General features: G+C 49.4%; 16 protein-coding genes and 1 pseudogene. 6 read left to right on the top strand and 11 right to left on the bottom strand.

The window, feature by feature from the left end; translation table 11 throughout:
- Nucleotides 1-20 precede the first annotated feature (20 nt).
- The 6 genes and pseudogenes from DOCECA_RS13375 to DOCECA_RS13350 all read right to left on the bottom strand — a co-directional run bounded on the left by DOCECA_RS13375 (nucleotide 21) and on the right by DOCECA_RS13350 (nucleotide 4,920).
- On the bottom strand, nucleotides 21-887 hold the full coding sequence (locus DOCECA_RS13375) for a class I SAM-dependent methyltransferase (RefSeq protein WP_445570652.1): 867 nt from the start codon (nucleotides 885-887) through the stop codon (nucleotides 21-23).
- A 207-nt stretch (nucleotides 888-1,094) separates the two neighbouring features.
- On the bottom strand, nucleotides 1,095-1,613 hold the full coding sequence (locus DOCECA_RS13370; protein WP_445570651.1) for a GNAT family N-acetyltransferase: 519 nt from the start codon (nucleotides 1,611-1,613) through the stop codon (nucleotides 1,095-1,097).
- Nucleotides 1,614-2,004: 391 nt separating this feature from the next.
- On the bottom strand, nucleotides 2,005-2,433 hold the full coding sequence (locus DOCECA_RS13365; protein WP_445570650.1) for a GFA family protein: 429 nt from the start codon (nucleotides 2,431-2,433) through the stop codon (nucleotides 2,005-2,007).
- 85 nt (nucleotides 2,434-2,518) lie between these two features.
- Nucleotides 2,519-2,629 (bottom strand): annotated as a pseudogene (locus DOCECA_RS13360) (DUF1289 domain-containing protein); the annotation flags it as partial.
- A gap of 319 nt (nucleotides 2,630-2,948) precedes the next feature.
- Nucleotides 2,949-4,115, bottom strand: coding sequence for an ATP-binding protein (locus DOCECA_RS13355; protein ID WP_445570649.1), 1,167 nt, complete (start codon nucleotides 4,113-4,115; stop codon nucleotides 2,949-2,951).
- Entirely contained in the window at nucleotides 4,105-4,920 is an 816-nt protein-coding gene (locus DOCECA_RS13350; RefSeq protein WP_445570648.1) for an alpha/beta fold hydrolase, read from the bottom strand. The genes DOCECA_RS13355 and DOCECA_RS13350 overlap by 11 nt, the downstream gene beginning before the upstream one ends.
- Nucleotides 4,921-5,849: 929 nt before the next feature.
- On the opposite strand from DOCECA_RS13350, the gene DOCECA_RS13345 reads away from it, so the two are divergent.
- Nucleotides 5,850-6,140: a hypothetical protein gene (locus DOCECA_RS13345; RefSeq protein ID WP_445570647.1), complete on the top strand. Its 291-nt coding sequence runs from the start codon at nucleotides 5,850-5,852 to the stop codon at nucleotides 6,138-6,140.
- Between the two features lie 53 nt (nucleotides 6,141-6,193).
- Nucleotides 6,194-6,541, top strand: coding sequence for a response regulator (locus DOCECA_RS13340; RefSeq protein ID WP_445570646.1), 348 nt, complete (start codon nucleotides 6,194-6,196; stop codon nucleotides 6,539-6,541).
- 452 nt (nucleotides 6,542-6,993) lie between these two features.
- Here DOCECA_RS13340 and DOCECA_RS13335 read toward each other — a convergent pair whose 3' ends face one another.
- The gene (locus DOCECA_RS13335; protein ID WP_434606744.1) at nucleotides 6,994-7,203 is read right to left on the bottom strand and encodes a hypothetical protein; all 210 of its coding nucleotides are present in this window, start codon (nucleotides 7,201-7,203) and stop codon (nucleotides 6,994-6,996) included.
- Between the two features lie 494 nt (nucleotides 7,204-7,697).
- Here DOCECA_RS13335 and DOCECA_RS13330 point away from each other — a divergent pair, with 494 nt between their 5' ends.
- The 3 genes from DOCECA_RS13330 (at nucleotide 7,698) to DOCECA_RS13320 (ending at nucleotide 12,345) form a co-directional block, all read left to right on the top strand.
- Nucleotides 7,698-8,000, top strand: coding sequence for a hypothetical protein (locus DOCECA_RS13330; RefSeq protein ID WP_445570645.1), 303 nt, complete (start codon nucleotides 7,698-7,700; stop codon nucleotides 7,998-8,000).
- Nucleotides 8,001-8,482: 482 nt separating this feature from the next.
- Nucleotides 8,483-8,737 (top strand): hypothetical protein, encoded by a 255-nt coding sequence (locus tag DOCECA_RS13325; protein WP_445570644.1) that lies wholly within the window; start codon nucleotides 8,483-8,485, stop codon nucleotides 8,735-8,737.
- 722 nt (nucleotides 8,738-9,459) lie between these two features.
- Nucleotides 9,460-12,345, top strand: a complete 2,886-nt coding sequence (locus tag DOCECA_RS13320; RefSeq protein ID WP_445570643.1) for an SEFIR domain-containing protein — start codon at nucleotides 9,460-9,462, stop codon at nucleotides 12,343-12,345.
- A gap of 509 nt (nucleotides 12,346-12,854) precedes the next feature.
- Here the strand turns inward: DOCECA_RS13320 and DOCECA_RS13315 are convergent.
- Nucleotides 12,855-13,106 (bottom strand): helix-turn-helix domain-containing protein, encoded by a 252-nt coding sequence (locus tag DOCECA_RS13315; protein WP_445570642.1) that lies wholly within the window; start codon nucleotides 13,104-13,106, stop codon nucleotides 12,855-12,857.
- Nucleotides 13,107-13,304: 198 nt separating this feature from the next.
- Here DOCECA_RS13315 and DOCECA_RS13310 point away from each other — a divergent pair, with 198 nt between their 5' ends.
- Nucleotides 13,305-13,748: a zinc ribbon domain-containing protein gene (locus DOCECA_RS13310; RefSeq protein ID WP_445570641.1), complete on the top strand. Its 444-nt coding sequence runs from the start codon at nucleotides 13,305-13,307 to the stop codon at nucleotides 13,746-13,748.
- Between the two features lie 67 nt (nucleotides 13,749-13,815).
- Here the strand turns inward: DOCECA_RS13310 and DOCECA_RS13305 are convergent, their stop codons facing one another.
- The 3 genes from DOCECA_RS13305 to DOCECA_RS13295 form a co-directional block, all read right to left on the bottom strand.
- Nucleotides 13,816-14,268 carry a hypothetical protein gene (locus DOCECA_RS13305; protein ID WP_445570640.1) on the bottom strand — a complete coding sequence of 151 codons (453 nt, stop codon included), beginning with the start codon at nucleotides 14,266-14,268 and terminating at the stop codon, nucleotides 13,816-13,818.
- A gap of 450 nt (nucleotides 14,269-14,718) precedes the next feature.
- Nucleotides 14,719-15,261 carry a recombinase family protein gene (locus DOCECA_RS13300; protein ID WP_445570639.1) on the bottom strand — a complete coding sequence of 181 codons (543 nt, stop codon included), beginning with the start codon at nucleotides 15,259-15,261 and terminating at the stop codon, nucleotides 14,719-14,721.
- Nucleotides 15,262-15,393: 132 nt separating this feature from the next.
- Nucleotides 15,394-15,609: a hypothetical protein gene (locus DOCECA_RS13295; RefSeq protein WP_445570638.1), complete on the bottom strand. Its 216-nt coding sequence runs from the start codon at nucleotides 15,607-15,609 to the stop codon at nucleotides 15,394-15,396.
- Nucleotides 15,610-15,738: the final 129 nt, after the last annotated feature.

Genomic DNA, 15,738 nt, shown 5'->3' with positions numbered 1-15,738 from the left:
AACCGATTTTCAAATGCTCGTTAACCGACCGTGGCTCTGTACAGACGCAAGCCGCCATCCACGGTTTGAAGTCCGTCCCGCCGGCGGATGAAGTATCGTGCGTTGATGGCTTTAGCATCCAGGCATTCCACCTCGCAGAACCCGTCGCGAAGGAGCGTCGCCTTTAGTTCAGCGGGATCAAAATCGCTTAGCCACGGCTCGCCCGCCGCCGCGAATGATCGCGCAGCCATAGCGTCCATCCATTGCTCGACCGGTGACAGCGAGCCGGGCGAAACTCGCGCATCGAACACAATTTCGCTTTGGGATGGATAACGGGAAACTTGGCGCATGATGGCCGAAGCGACGGGGGTTTCCAGGTAAGGAAGTACGCCCAGGCAGCTGAAGAAAGTAGGAAGTCCTGGGTCAATTCCCTGGTCACCGAGAAGTCCCGACAAAGAGACTTTAGCAAGGTCTGCGGGAACAAAGGCGACATTAGATGGGACGGTGACGCCGCTCTCTTCCAGACGATCCAGTTTCCATTGCTGGATCTCCACTTGATCCAACTCAACGCATCTGACGCTATCAGGGATGCGAAGAGACAGCGTGTCCAGACCTGCTCCCAGAATCACGATTTGGCGCAGCCCCGCGTCTATGGCGAGAGCAACTCTATCTTCCACAAGCCTGGCGCGTGCAACGACAGCGGCGCGCAGTGTACGGAGCATGGGAGCGTTATAGGCATAGGGGTCGATGACCGTTTCCCGTGCCAAGCTGCTGCCCAATACATCGAACGCATGCCGATCATGCAGTAGGGTGGGCTCATCCAGAAGTTGGTGGGTCGCACGAGCAAGGGCCATGGTGAGTGCTGACCGGCGGCGCGGGATACCATCGAGAACGGCTTGTTGTTTCATCATTCCATTCCATCTCATACGTTTGGTTGACCATGCGAATGGTCAACCCTCCCGTAGCGTGAGGGTCAAGTCTGCGTTCGCATTCTTTTGATGAGTCAGCCCCACCCTGCAGCGGATAGCTATTGAGATGCAAGCTTTGCCAGCCAACGCAATTTCTCACCGTATGAGTCCGGCAAACGCAGCTTCCGAGACGCCTGAAGGTCTCGTTTAAACCACCGGCCATGCCATGGGACACCGACTTTGCGGAGCGAATCCGTGCTTATATTCCTCGCTCAATATCGCCGCTAACCTCTGATCTAAGTCGGTGGAGGCTATAATGTGAAAGCCCATGCGGGCATAGAAGGGGGCGTTCCAGGGCACGTTTTTGAATGTCGTAAGCGTTACGAAACCCAGTCTACTCGAACGTGCATAGTCCTTTGCCGCCTCAATCAGATTCCGCCCTATACCCTGACCTTGCATCGATTGGATAACTGACAGTTCATGGATGTGAAGATCATTGCCGCTGTGCTCAGCGCTGAGAAATCCTTGGGGTCGATGTCCGACATCGAGTGCAACCCAGCATGTCGATAACGCAATGAGTTTGCGATGATGTTCAATGGACATCGGAAGCGATTCAGCCAGCCAACTCAACTCATCAAACATGCGAAATGCTTGAGCAGCGGAGGTTTCAATGGCGGGCAAAAGTGGCGCATCTTCCGGTATAGCAAGGCGGATAATCGAAGGCATGTGTCGTCTATCGTGGTAATGGAACAGGCTTGTGGCCTTAACGTGGCTCTGCATCACGTTGCGGGGAAGCTAGTCCAGTATTTTATACATACGTTTCCGCGACACTTCGGAGAGCTCAACGTCTAATGGCCGGTATCGGGGAGAGGATACTGATTCAGAAGCTACGCAGCATGAGCGTGACCGAGGTCGGCATCGCGACCCGCCAGATTTCCAGCAGAATCCTCGCTCGGGATCGGATAGTTTCTGCAATGTCTGCATCTGGCCGAACTGTGCCATTCGTGGAGGGCAGAAAACGGGCACATCGCGCCCCGGCCCCATTTCGCATTGATTGGATCTCGAGGCAGGCTGGTATCCTAGACTTGGAGCAAACCGGGGCATATAACGGAGATGGTTACCTTACTTGGAGCTCATTCAGAAGGAATAAAAGTGAGTCTGGCGCTCCGGCGTGCGCTTTAACTGAGCGATGCTGATCCCAAGACATTGCATCCTCGGTGCAAAAGTCCCCCACACAATCCATGTTCACTTCGTCATCAAGCAGCCCAATCGGAATCCAGAAGTAAGGCGCATCTCGAAGGGCATTAGGGACAGTAGAGCCACATCGCATACAGAAATCGTTTCTGTACCCACTTGGTTTACGCCAGCTGCTTACTTCGCCTTCTCCTGCCTCCCACCGAAAGTCACTGTCTTTGACAATGGTTGCTAGATTATGGCCAACCCCGGTTTGTTTACGGCAAAGAGAACAATGGCAACGATAAAAAAATCTTGGTTGGACGTTAAGGGAAAATCGAACAGTTCCACAAAGGCATTGCCCTGACAACATACCTATTTCCTTAAAAGAAAAAATCCCAAGTCGTCCATCATCGCCCTAAACGTTGTGCTCGGGAAGGCGTGAAGAACCGCTGCCATTTCTCAGGCCGCTTCATACGCTTCCATTTACGCATGTCATCCCTGCTGCGCCAGCAGCTCACGCGCATGTCACCACTGAACTGGCACGTTGAATTGCAAGGATTCTCGATGTCTTTACCCCTTACCTATCGCGAGCGGTAGCTGTGGAAGCGTTCTCTAGCGAAGGGCAGCAATCGGCCAGGAGCTGCCTGTCGCCTCCGCGATCAATGAGCGACTCTGTAGGGGCAGGGCTGCGGCCTTGAATTTAACGATACAATCTCTTCCAACCAGACCAGTCTGTTCCTGTATTACTTTCGGGAAAGCAGCCAATGCCATGGCACCATTGTCCTATCGTCCTTGAACGTGGACAGCTAAGCTGCAGTACAGCAGGACAGTGGGGAGATAAACCGAGCAGGGCTAGGAGGCGGTCAAGTTGCGGGAGGGTGCAGCTTAATTGAGCGGAAAGGCGACAGTGAATGAAGTGCCGTCCTTGTCATCGGAGCTGACCGATACCCGGCCGCCATGTGCCTTGGCGATTTCCCGGACGATAAACAACCCAAGACCGACGCTGCGTACGCCATCTTCGGGATCCGCGCCTCGGATCATCGGCTCGAATAATCGGGTCATCAATGATGGCGCAATTGGAACACCATAGTTTTTTACCGATACATAGGCAGTTTCATCATCCACAGTTGAAGTAATCGTGATCGGCCGCTCCAGGTCACCATAGGTCACGCTGTTCCCAATAAGGTTACCGAGGAGTTGGTGTACTCGGTCCGCGTCAAGCTGCGCAGAGCCTGTCCCATTTGCGTGGTGAACAAGTTTGGCGTTGGGAAACGCAACGCGCAGTTCCTCGACGCTTCGGCGGATAAGATCATGAAAATCCACGGCACGAGGAGAGACGATGATTCCTTGTCCGACCCTGGCCAGGGCCAAATCCAACAGGTCCGCGATCAAGCGTTCTGCACGGTTAGCTGACTGCATTACGTAGCCGAGTATCTTGATTTTCTTAGGGAGGCTCTCGCTGCGTGCGAGCGCGTCGGTGCCCATTTTGATTGCCGTCAGTGGATTTTTCAGGTCGTGGCTTACTATTGCGACCATTTGCTCGGCAAATGATGCACGTTGCTGGGCTTTCTCGAAAGCCCTGCTCAGTTCCGCTTGAGCCAGACGGAGCTCCGTTTCGGCAGCCGTTTTCTGCTGCAGTAGCTCTTCGGCGAGCCTCCGGGCTTTAATTAACTCCCTTTCATACTTGTCTCGATCATACAATGTGAAGAGTGCAAGTTCGTGCTCTACACCGTTGGTCCCGTCGCGCCTGATCCCGTTCACGAGCATCGTGACTTTGCTCCGATCACGATGCAGCAGGTCGAGTTTCACCTCGGCGACAGAGCCTTGCAACTTCATCAGTGGCGCCCAGTGCGTCTGATGAAAGATGCGCCCGCCCATTGTGAGCAGATCTTGAAAGCGCTTGTTCCGAAGCTCTTGTGCGCTGAAACCGATACAGTGCCTGAACGTAAGGTTGGAGCGCAGTATGGCCCCGTCCTCTGTCGTCACTACCAGCCCGCATGGCGCCTCTTCATAGAGTCTTTGCGGGTCGAGCAGTGGTGGCTTACCGTGCATTTAACCCTTTCCAAGGCTGTACAAAGCTTCCTATGGCATCAGCGCAGGCGCCCGGCGCGCTCATGTGAGGGCAATGACCCACATTATCCACTAGGACGAGCGTGCTGTTGGGCATGGTGTCGCGTAAATAATCGCCGACGGCAATGGGAGCGATCAGGTCGTCGGTAGACTGAAGGATCAGGGTCGGCGTAGCCAAGCCAGCAACGTCTCCTCTGTTGTCCGACATGAAGGTCACTCTTGCGAAGTGCTTGGCGATCTCAGGGTCGGTACGGCAGAAGCTATTAGTTAGCTCAGCGCCTAACTCGGGCTGCCCAGGCGCACCCATGATGACCGGTGCCATATTGCTAGACCAGCCGAGGTAGTTGTCATCTAGAGTGTCGAGGAGTGATTGGATGTCTTCGAGCGTGAACCCACCCACATAGTTGTCGGAGTCGATATAGCATGGAGATGGGCCCACCATGATATGAGCAGCAATGCGACCGGGTACTTGCCGGTCAGCTAAGACGTCAATCATCGCGCTTACGGAATGGCCTACCAGAATCACTGGCCCGATGGCGAACTGGTCAATGATTTCGTTAAGGTCTAAGGCGTATCCGTCCAGCGAGTTGTACTTTGTCCGGTCATACGCGCTGATGTCTGACCGGCCGGCGCCGACGAGGTCGTACACGACGATCCTGAAATGGTCCACGAAATGGCCTATGAGATAACGCCACATGGTTTGGTCGCAGCCGAAACCATGGGAAAAAATCAGCGTGGCTGGACCTTCGCCTATCACGTTCAGGTTGTTGCGATGTTTAAGATCCATGTGCATATCCAGACAAGGTAATGACCAAGTCCCTCGGAGTGTATATAGGCAGGGTCGATAGGTCATTTATTAAGTTCATCGAGCATTCGTCCGCGAGGGGCTATTGATATAGACGCTGGCCTTTGTGGTACGGGTTTGGCCACGGGGTCGGGTGTAGATTATCGCGGCGGCTGTACGTACCCCAGCGACCTGGGTAATTTTCTACCGCACCGATAGCTTGTTCCTCCAACACGATCAAAGGCGCTGGCAGATAACCTGTTTGGGCGGTTGTACCAGCAGGACGCTCGCACCGTAGCCCGATAGCGTCTGATTCGCTCGCGGGAGTGGCCCAGACACAAGGATGTTTAGCTTGTAGGGCACCCCGGAAACCAGCGTATGAAGCCGATACCAGGAATGAATAGTCAACACGACTCAATCCTATTGTTTCCCTGCGACCAGTCTCCTACTAAAATCTAGAATGAGACCCGCAGCGCGCAGGCTGTTGATCCGGAGCACACCATGTGTGACTAGGCGTCAACGTTGATAACTTGCTTGAAGAGCTGATGTCATGCGCTTTCGGTTTCCAAGAGTTTCCCGAAGCGCTCAGGAGTACGACATGCTAATCTTGATGAGCACACGCTCGATACGTTTCCTCGCGCCGTCTATTCGTGCGACAGCGACGGCTGGATCCTCAGATACATCACGGAGGTGCCTCGGCTGTGGCGCAGTGTGCTCGGACTCAGGCGTAATGGGGATCGTGACCGCGGCTCGTATAGCTGCTCTTGCCGGAAGGGGCGCCTCTCGACTGACGAAGACCCGGTGGCAACGGTGCTCTAAACTGCTTTGAATCTAGGCATGTTGGCAGTAAATTTATAGGTCCAGACGACACGCGGCTGGTGGCTATGGTTAATATGCGCGCATTCGAAGATAGGCACGGCAAAATACAATAAGTGATCGATTATTTGCTGGACGCCTCCGCGCTTCATGCCGTGACGCAGGAGCTGGTGTGTAAAGACACCGATTCGAAAGATTCCTTCAACAACGGTACGGTATGCCTGCACGGCGTCAGCTGTGACGGTGTAATTCTGGGTGAAGTTTTTGAATTAACGCGACATGGTTTGGGGTTGCGTTTGATGACGCGTTGTATAGAGCGTCGTCAGGACAAAAGGATTGAGCTCCCGTTTCTTGCTGCAGGGATGGTTAGCCGCATCTCATTCCCTATCGGAGCGAACTACCTGTGAACGCTTTAAATGGAATCAGGGTGCTCGTTGTCGAGGATGAGGGCGCAGTCGCCATGTTGATCGAGGATATGTTGGAGGACTTCGGATGCGTGGTCGTTGCGTCCGTTGCCCAACTCGGGAAGGCGTGCGACGTCGCTCGCTCGATTGAGGTGGATTTGGCGATGCTGGATGTAAACCTGGCCGGCCAGTTAGTCTTCCCCGTCGCCGAGATTTTACGCGACCGCGAAATCCCCTTCCTCTTTAGTTCGGGATACGGTCGCGCCGCACTCCAGGGCGAGTTTGCCTTGCGGCCCGTATTGCAAAAGCCGTTTTCGCAAGACGAACTGAAGGAAAGAATTGCTGTTGCGCTGGCATTGACACAGGGAAAATCTATGAGAGCTAGTTGCGCTGAGCCTCGATAGTCCAATACTTCTGCTTTTCCTCAATGCTGCCTGTTTCATGAAGCTGGCCGCAGAGCAACTGCTTGACAAAAAAAACAGCTCTGGCGCATATCTTCGTTGAATCAAAGCTGCTGTTCCTCAGCTGCTTATGGCTGGAGGCGTGATGCCTTGAGCCAGGAATTCTGCTCATAGGTCTGAAGGCATGCAGGCGATATCTGGTAGCCGCTAGCGAGCGCAATGTGACAGGGGACAATCTTCGTGCGGAACTTCGTGCGGAACGGCCTCGATTGGCCGATTGTGTTGAAGAAGTCGCCTATGGTTTGCGCATCAGGAAAGTACGCTTCCGAGATTGATTTTTTATTTTTGGCAGACGCTCCAGGACTCGGATTTCTCGCAGCAGCGAAAAAAGGCTTTTTTCCCCTAAGCAGCAGTTTGGGCAGACCGACTTTTCCAACAAAATCGGCCGAAAGCGATCATTCAGGCGTCATTAGAACCGCGAGCGCCATCTTGATGAACTCTTCGTTCATTTCGATCGTGTCTAGAGCCCCCCGTACGTTGTCGGCAACTTCAACTGAGCCGCGCGCCTCCACCCAGTTGGACAGTTCAAGAATGGCTGCCTCCAGGGCAAGCTGATTTTCATTGATTTTGTGTAGCAGCGAAGGGATTAGGTCGTGATTTGGCATCGGCAGCTCCTGGCTCATGGGTCAGATTAGCAGCGCATGGGGATGGGGGCCAGTTGGGCCGAGGGAGGAAAATACTGTAGGAATATACAACGCTAACTTATTGATTTTAAAAGGGGTCTATAGCCGTTTTTCGCAGTGCATTAGACGAAAGTTTTTCTTTTAAAATCAATAGGTTAGTATGGAGGTACGGTCACCTTGACATGGTGGGGGTCGTTGGTTCGAGTCCAATCGCGCCTACCAAACAAAATCCGCTCTGCTGGGCGGTCTAGAAGGGCTCACCGAAAGGTGGGCCCTTTTTGCGTTTGGGGATTCATGCAGAACGTTCACAAAATATCGGGTTCGTTCACACCGGGCAATGTGAACGCCGCATTAGCGCGTTTTCCGAGGTGATTTCTCCCGTTCATTCCCGCCGAACCGCCGTTCATCCCCCTCGTCTTGAGTGTCCTGTGCTGTACGGATACTGTTCATTTGTACAGTATTTTGGTGTGACAGCAATGCAAGACAATCTAATCGATGACAGTGGTTTTGAGCTTGGTCTACCTAGCCGTGAGGAAATGCTTAAGCATCAAGTGGACATACTCTGTTCAGACCTGGAGCTGACCCGCCGTAACCTCAGAGCAGCCCACAGGGAGCTTGCAGGGCTGATCGTCATGTACCGGGGGGCACTGAAAGAGATTGGGACATTGAAAGCTGAGAATGAGAGGCTGAGGTGGACGCTGAGTGATATTTACCTCAGACAGAGCCAAGAGGCGACGAAGAACATGGGGTATGCCTATGGGGATCACGGAAAGAAATAGCTAACCCCCTCGCAATATGGGACTTATCCCCATATTTTTGACGCGTCCATCGCCAGGAATGAACGATGTTTTCAAGTCATCGTAATTGTTGAAAAAAGGTCTGCTTGAGCTATCTCGCGGTCTACAGAGCAGTTTCACGTTTCGCACACAAATTACGCACAGGCTTATCCACAGGTAGCACGTTGATTCATGCCCAAAAACGCATTATCTTGTATCTCGGCGGCGAAAAAAACCTACATGTTGGGGTTTGCCGTTAGCTTCTGACCTCGAACGAGGTGCTTAGAAAAGTCTGCGAATGGTCGTGTTCTAGTTGTGGAGACCGAAGCACAACCATCCGCACCAACTAAAGCTAAACAGTAGCGACTACGTTAGCCCTAGGGGGACTGCATTGAGCCAAACATTGACGTGATCGTCAACAGCTCTCTGCTGGCCGGCAATCCTTGGGGCTGACAATTCTATCCTTTACTACAAAGGTAAATGTCATGTCGAGTAATACAAAGCAGTCCTCTACCAGGGTTGCCAAGCTGGCTTCCGAAACCCTCCGCGATCCTCGTGCCTCTGCAATCGCCAAGAGTCTCGCTGCATCCACGTTGGCCCAGGCCAACACTGGAAAGCAAACGAGTGCTGAGATGGAAGCGAAAGCGGGTCGAGTGCTTCAGAGTGAGAGGTACAGCGAAGAGACGAACACCCTTGCTGGTTCGGTCCTATCTCAAGCCAACAAAGCGAGGGGGGAATGAGTCATGACCATTTTTGTAACCTTAACGGTGGACTTGAACGGTAACGTAACTCAGTCAGCGAGGGCTAAGTTTTACGAATATCTCAAGGGTCAAAACTATACGAAGCACAAGCTCACAACCTTGTGGACTGCGTGGTTCAATCCGGCTACTACGATAGACAGCGCGGTCAGTTACACAAAGGCGACCGTAGCGGCTGCGGCACGTGCTGCGGGAATCTCTAATTATGAGGCGTTGGTAATGCCGGGAGAGCAGAGACCGACAGAATGGCGGCAGTAATATTTTTTAAAGTCTTGACGTGATGCAAATCCCCGCTTCGGCGGGGTTTTGAATCTCACTCAATTTTCGCCACGGTCCCAAGCACTACCAAAACACCTTCTGCCTGTCTTCCGTTTTGAGTCCAAACTCGTTTCTTTCGCCAGCATTTCCTACCCTAAATCCTCCGATTTCTCGGATGTTGGCAGAGGAATTTCTTCGATGCTGAACCAATCCAGCGCATCCTAGGGCATCACTAGACATTCCTTTATGGATGTATATCCAGTATTTAGTAATCCGCTGTGTCTGGTATGCATATGAATCAAAGGCTTGCTCCTATTAGTGAATAGAGGCGGATCGCGTTGATGTCATGTCACTATGGCATCAAGCCCCCTATGTGTGTAACGATAGCTATTGGACGCCTCGCATGTGGCGAAATCTCGCACCCAGTCAGGGACCGATATAAAAATATGAAGCCCATAAATGTATTTATTTCTTACAGTTGGGACGGCGAAGATCATCGCGCTTGGGTGCAGAAATTAGCAAATGATTTAGACCAATTCCAAGAGTTGCATGTCACTTTTGATATGTTCGACCTTGATAACTTTTCTGATAAAAACCTATTTATGGAAAAGGCTGTCCAAGAAGCGGATATAATCATAGTTGTAACAACCGAAATCTATCGTCAGAAAGCAGATAATCGTACAGGTGGTGTGGGTATAGAAACTCATCTTACGACTATCAGGCATTGGGAGGAGTCCGAAGGTGGCGGGCCGAGCAAAATCTTGGTTGTTTCTCGAGAAAAATTCAGCACGCCATTTTATCTAAAAGGTAAAATAAGGATTGACTTTCATGATGATGATTTGTATCAAAAAAGCCTTAGTTTTCTTCTGAAGTCTCTGACGAAGACATCGAAGACCCCAAGGCCAGAAAAGAATAAGTCAATCGAGCAAGGTGCTCAGAATTATACGTTTACTCGTGCGGAAGATATCTTAAAGCTAAATTATTCTAAAAGAACGGCCATTATTGATTCGGCCGCTGGAACAGATTTTTCAGTTGGGAATAGGGTGAAGTTCGAGCTATGGGAAGCTAAAAATCCTTTCAGTTCTTTTTTCTTAATATTATATCCAAATATCACAATCGGTCAGACAATTGGACGGTTCTGTGAGATTGTCAAAGAGAAAAACATAAAAATTAAGGAGTTGGTGTTGCTGCGCCCCTCGAAAGGGGACGAGTCACTTGTTCAACGCACGATTCAGAAAAATAATCTGGATATAAAAGTAGCAGAGTTGACGTACTCCGAATTCGTGTGGGAGTACTGTATAGATGAAAGCTTGAGAACTTCTTCTCCAGTTAGGGCCAATAAATTTTACACTGACCAGACTATCATGCATATGAAAGACGCTTCTGGTGAAGTGGTAAAAAGTGACTCTGCAATAACATATTTGGTGGAAAAGCTCTCTTCGGAGAGCGCATCTTCAGGGCAATTAGTCATCGCCACTGGAGGGATGGGAAAAAGTACTTTATGTCACGAGGTGGCAATTGCTCTCAACAAGAAATTGGCGGGGGGTAGTTCGGTAATTCTCATTAAGGCTGAGTCGCTGCGAAATAACCTTTCTATAGAATTGCTGTCCAATATTGAGATTAAAAGTGTCTATGATCTTTACGAGCTTTATACGCAGATTGGAAAAATGGAGGCTGTGTACGATCGCAACCAGTTTGAGTTATGTTTGCTCTGCGGAAGAATAATTATTGTCATCGACGGTCTTGATGAATTTGTATCTATTCTGCAGGAACGATTCGATTTGTCGGCATTTTTGGCATCAATCCATGATTCACACCAGCAGATGGGCAGAAGCCAGGTTTTACTAACCTCTCGAAATATGGCGTTTATCGAGAGTATTGCTCTGGATGAAGTGGGTATTCATTGCCACGAATTGTTGGGGTTTGATGAAAGCTCAAGAGATAAATACATTAGAAAGCGATTTGGTCGATATCATAAGGCCGAAGAAGTAGCTGAGATGTTTAATAAATATATTCAACAAATGGAAAAATTTGGAGATCGGCATAAGCGCATCGTTCCATTTTTCATTGATATTATTTCCACGATTTTTGAAGAGCAATTGGAAAACCGTGAGAGGGTGTCGTTTGAAATATCCTCAGAAGATAAGGATTATGCTTGTAACTCTACTTTAACTGACTTAATGATATTTTCAGTTTTGAGGAGAGAGAAAACACGCCATGATATTGAACTGGAAACCAAGGAGTTCATTGACCTATTTTCGGAGCTTGCTGTTGAGTATGGTGAAGCCATGCCGGTCGAGAAGCTTCGTGAAAAACTGATGATTTACTTTGATGATAGTGCTGATACATTATTTTCAAAAGTTGTGGTGAACCCTTTGCTTGTACAAGAGGGCGACATTCTCAGATTTAGATATCAATTTCTAAATGATTACTTTAAATCTTTGTACGTTATTGCGGGAATATTGAGGGCGTCTTTCAGTAAGGACATGATCCAGTGTCTAGCTAGCTCGAAATCAGCCGATCATCTATCTGTTTCTGAGGTCGTCAATTATTTTGGCCGTAGAATGGATGAGTTCCACAACGCAGCAAAAGAGATGATAAGGACGGCACGTAGCGTTCTGGCTCGAAAGGAAGTAGAGCCAAAAGAAATAGAATCTATCAAGAAAGCCATAGGTTCTTTATTAAGTTTGTACGCTAAAAGTGGCCAGTTTTCTAGGAAAGATTTGTCTAGAAAGGTTAGGGATATATATCAAGTTGCTCCGGACTTAGAGGTGGCTGGTAAACTAGAGAGTCTGTTTATTTATGGTGATTTCCCCTCACTAGATTTCTCGAATATTCAAATTTGGAATAGCGGATTTTTCAGCTATGAAAATTTTGTAACCTCGAAATTTACGAATTCAAAATTCTATTATAGTGAGTTCTCCAGTACCGGCGGTACTTATACGTCTGAAAGTTTCGATCCGGAAATGTTTGATAGTACATGCAAGCTCGGCGATTTGAATGAAACTGTAGCTTTTATCACTGGTTCTGCAAAGAGTAATAAAGCGCTTTGTGAGACAGAGCTTAAAAGGTTTTTGAGGAGTTTCTACAAAGGATCGTCATTCGTAGACCAAAAAATGATTTACATGACTTTTTCCGATCGCGTAGAAAAGCTAGGAAAGCGAAATTTCAATTTACTGGTTAAGTATGGTTTGATCGAAGTCCAGATTGAAAAAAACGTTGATAAATTTTATGTGATAACCTCAGAGTATCAGGATAGTGTTTTTAGGTTTCTGACGGATAATTTTGCTGACGGTAGAATTCGGTCGCTAATTGATTATATAAAATCTTGATGGTTTTTGATTTTTGTTAGTTTTATTTCGAATGATACTGGCTAAGAGCGAGGGTCCTGTACGGTTAAGTGGATTGGCTGAGAAGCCCCTCGCTAGTTTTTACCCTCAGGTTGAGAGCTTTCCACACCGCTGCGGCTTCGAGATAACATAGCCAGCATACTTGAGGGTGCGGAACTATCTCCAAAGCTTTGATGACTTTGCCAAATGAGTATCAAAAGCTGAATTGCTGTGCTCTCCATACCGGCTGGTCGGACCACGACAAACAGGAGGTGTAGCTTTGCGGGGCAAGATGATAGTTGGACGTGCACGGCCTGTTGCTACCTTATGGTCTTATAGACCAGTTGCTCAAAAGTGCTTACATAGACGGCGCTAACGCTGATCTGAAGTATGATGCAGCACCTTAACAATACATACCAACGCACATTTTTGGCTAAATGTATACTGGTTTGCTATAGAGCTGACTAGAGATATAAGAAAAACCTCACCAATTAAAATGCCTTCCTTGTTGTCTAGGTGTCGTCCGAAAGACAACTTTCAAACTCCGTAATCAAGGCTAGCAGATCGATTCCCAGTACGTTGCATAGGTCCCGAAGTTGCACAACATCCAAGCGTCTTGATCCGGTCTCCACATCGCTCATGAAGGATTGTGGACGCCCGAGTGCCGTTGAGCAGGCGACCTGAGTTAGTCCGGATTCCTTCCTATGCTTCTTGATCAGCGTCAGTAGCACGTCGTATTCGTGTCGATAAATGGTCTTGGACATGGTTGGCCGGCTCGGGAGGGCAGCCATGTAAGCTATATCTGCTTTTCAGATATCTGAATTTGGGATAATCTCTGAAGGTACGGGTATGGGCCGGTGCCGGCTATCCGTGATTCTGTGCGCTCTGAACACTTGTTTCACCTGTGCGGCCAGAAACGAAGAAATTCTCTGAGTAACGGTTAAATTCTGAAGGAAATCGCTATGCGGAACTTTGGTTATTTTTTGCTTGTAGTAGGAGTGCTTTGCATTGTCGGTGCGTTGGCTATGGATGTCTCGGTATCGGCTGGAGCAAGGCGAGTCAACAATATTGGACTTATGGCTGATCGGCAAAACTACATTCTTACAGGCGGCTTGATGCTACTCGTGGGGGTAGTTATGGCTATCGGCGGAAAGCGTCAAACGGGAATCGTCGGTAGCTACAGTGATGGTCGAGCATGTCCGATTTGTGCAGAAACAATTCGCTGTGCTGCTGTGAGGTGCAAGCATTGCGGCTCAGAAGTGGAGAGCATTGCGAATGAAAATGGGCTTAATGTCCGTCCCGTAGTAGAGCCTATGAACAGGGAAACGGTAAAGCTGTGGGTAGCTCGCAGCAGTCTGCTTACAGTTTTTTTGGGTATTATTGTTTTCTCGTTATTAAGTAAGTGACGAGTCTCTGCTGAACATAAAGATATGCGAAGGCCACATCTGTGGCCTTTGTAATGATTGGTATCATCTAAAGCAACGGACAGTCAACCCATTGGGAACCATCATATCGCTGTAGTTTCAACTCAGTAAGTTGAATGCACCCTGAGATTGCAAACCAATCGACTGGTGAGCCTCCCCGTCTCTTGCCCACAATCTCCAGTTTTCGGCGGGCTGTGCTGGTGATTCCGGCGTACTTGCAAGCGCTAACCCAGTTCATCAGGCGCGGATCATCACTAGCAAGAGAAAAGCGGACACAACCAAATTTAGCTAGTTGCTCAGAAAAGGTCAGTAAGCGTAGACCGTGATCACTATGCACCATCTTAGTTGCAGTTCTTTCCCAACGCTGAGCCTTAGAGAACCATAATAACGGAGGTTCATTCTCGGCACCTGCATTGCTTGGGAGCAAAGCCTTTGATGCAAGGATCAGCGGCAGGTGGTGATTTTCAGTTGTGTAATGATGAACCATTTCCTTGTCAGTCACTAATTTCCCCCTTTTTTCAGTTTGTGACACTGCGCAGTGCAGTGCAGTAAATTAAAGTGCTCGAACACAAGACTATTTTACATGTGACGGATCTTATCTCGTGCAGTGATCAGCCCCCTATTTCGGAATCTCGATTTAAATCGAATCCGAATGTTTGAGGGTTTAGAATCCCTGCTCAAAGACCAGAAATAGCTCCACTGGGTTTAACCTGGACCCGTTCTGGCAGACCATCCGCCGTCCAACATTCTAGGAATCCCTGAGTGGGTGTAGCAGCAGGTGAATGGTTGTGAGTGTGCGTAGAATCGCCTATGCGGGGCTTTAGCTGAGTACCGGTGTCACTCACGCATTCAGGCTTTATCGTCGCTCACAGAGCATTGTGAAAAGGGGAGCCCAAGACGTTCAACAGTGCGCTTTGCTTTACAGTCATTGGTGAGAACTCCGAGCCTTGACCTATTCCTTCATCGCACGCTGTACAGACGACAGTGATACACCAAGAGACTCAGCTGCGGCTCTGTAGCTCTTACCACTAGCGATGAAAGCACGGATATCTTCATTGGATACCGCCTTGGTGCGTCCCTTGTAAACCCCTTTGGCCTTGGCGATAGCGATACCTTCCCGTTGACGCTCCCTAATCATAGAGCGTTCAAATTCTGCAACAGAACCCATGATCTGGAACAACAAGTTTTGTGATGCGTCCTGCTCGTCACCAGTGAACAACATATTCTCCTTGTGGAACCTGATTGCAACCTTCTTGGCATTAATCTCTTCTACCAATTTCATCAAGTCACTCAGGGAGCGAGCGAGACGGTCAATGGAATGAACATGGATGCAGTCCCCCTCACGCACAAACTCGATCATTTGTTGCAGCTGGGGACGGTCTGTTGTGGCTCCGCTCACTTTGTCTGTGAATGTCTTGGCAAAGGTCAGGCCGTCAAGTTGACGCGCGGTGTGCTGGTCAGCCGATGAAACCCGGATGTACGCAACGTCAACCATTTTGTGTGCCTCTGTAGTCATTGGGTCTAGAGGTTCACAATTTGCCTGTGTATCAGACTGAAAGCAACCCTATGACTACGCTTTTCTGTATTCACCGATTAGTGGTCATGGATTAAACCCTATGAATACATCTTAGACTTGCCTTATCCGGTTGATAGCGGCGGTGATGGCGCTAGCATTTCTGTCGATTGTTTCCAGCGACGCCATCACATTTTCATGCGCTTCGGGTGAACCGGTTGACTTTGTCCACAAAGAAACTTCTTCGATTGCAGCAGCTAAAGCGTGCTGGTTGTGCAGCAACATTGTCAGAGCGTCAGCGATGGCAATGTTTGCGTGGTTGTCTGGCATGGCTGTCATCCTTGAAGGTGATGTATAGATCGTAGCTCAGCTCATGGGTGGTGGCGTGTAGTGGCATCTGAGGTAAAATCGATAGACCGGTCATGGCTGACGCCAACGCCGTGTAGCGGAGGTCACAGG

The organism is Pseudomonas sp. E102 (assembly GCF_052660185.1).
The sequence above is the reverse complement of the archived record's forward strand: the minus strand, read 5'-3'. Positions and strand labels throughout refer to the sequence as shown.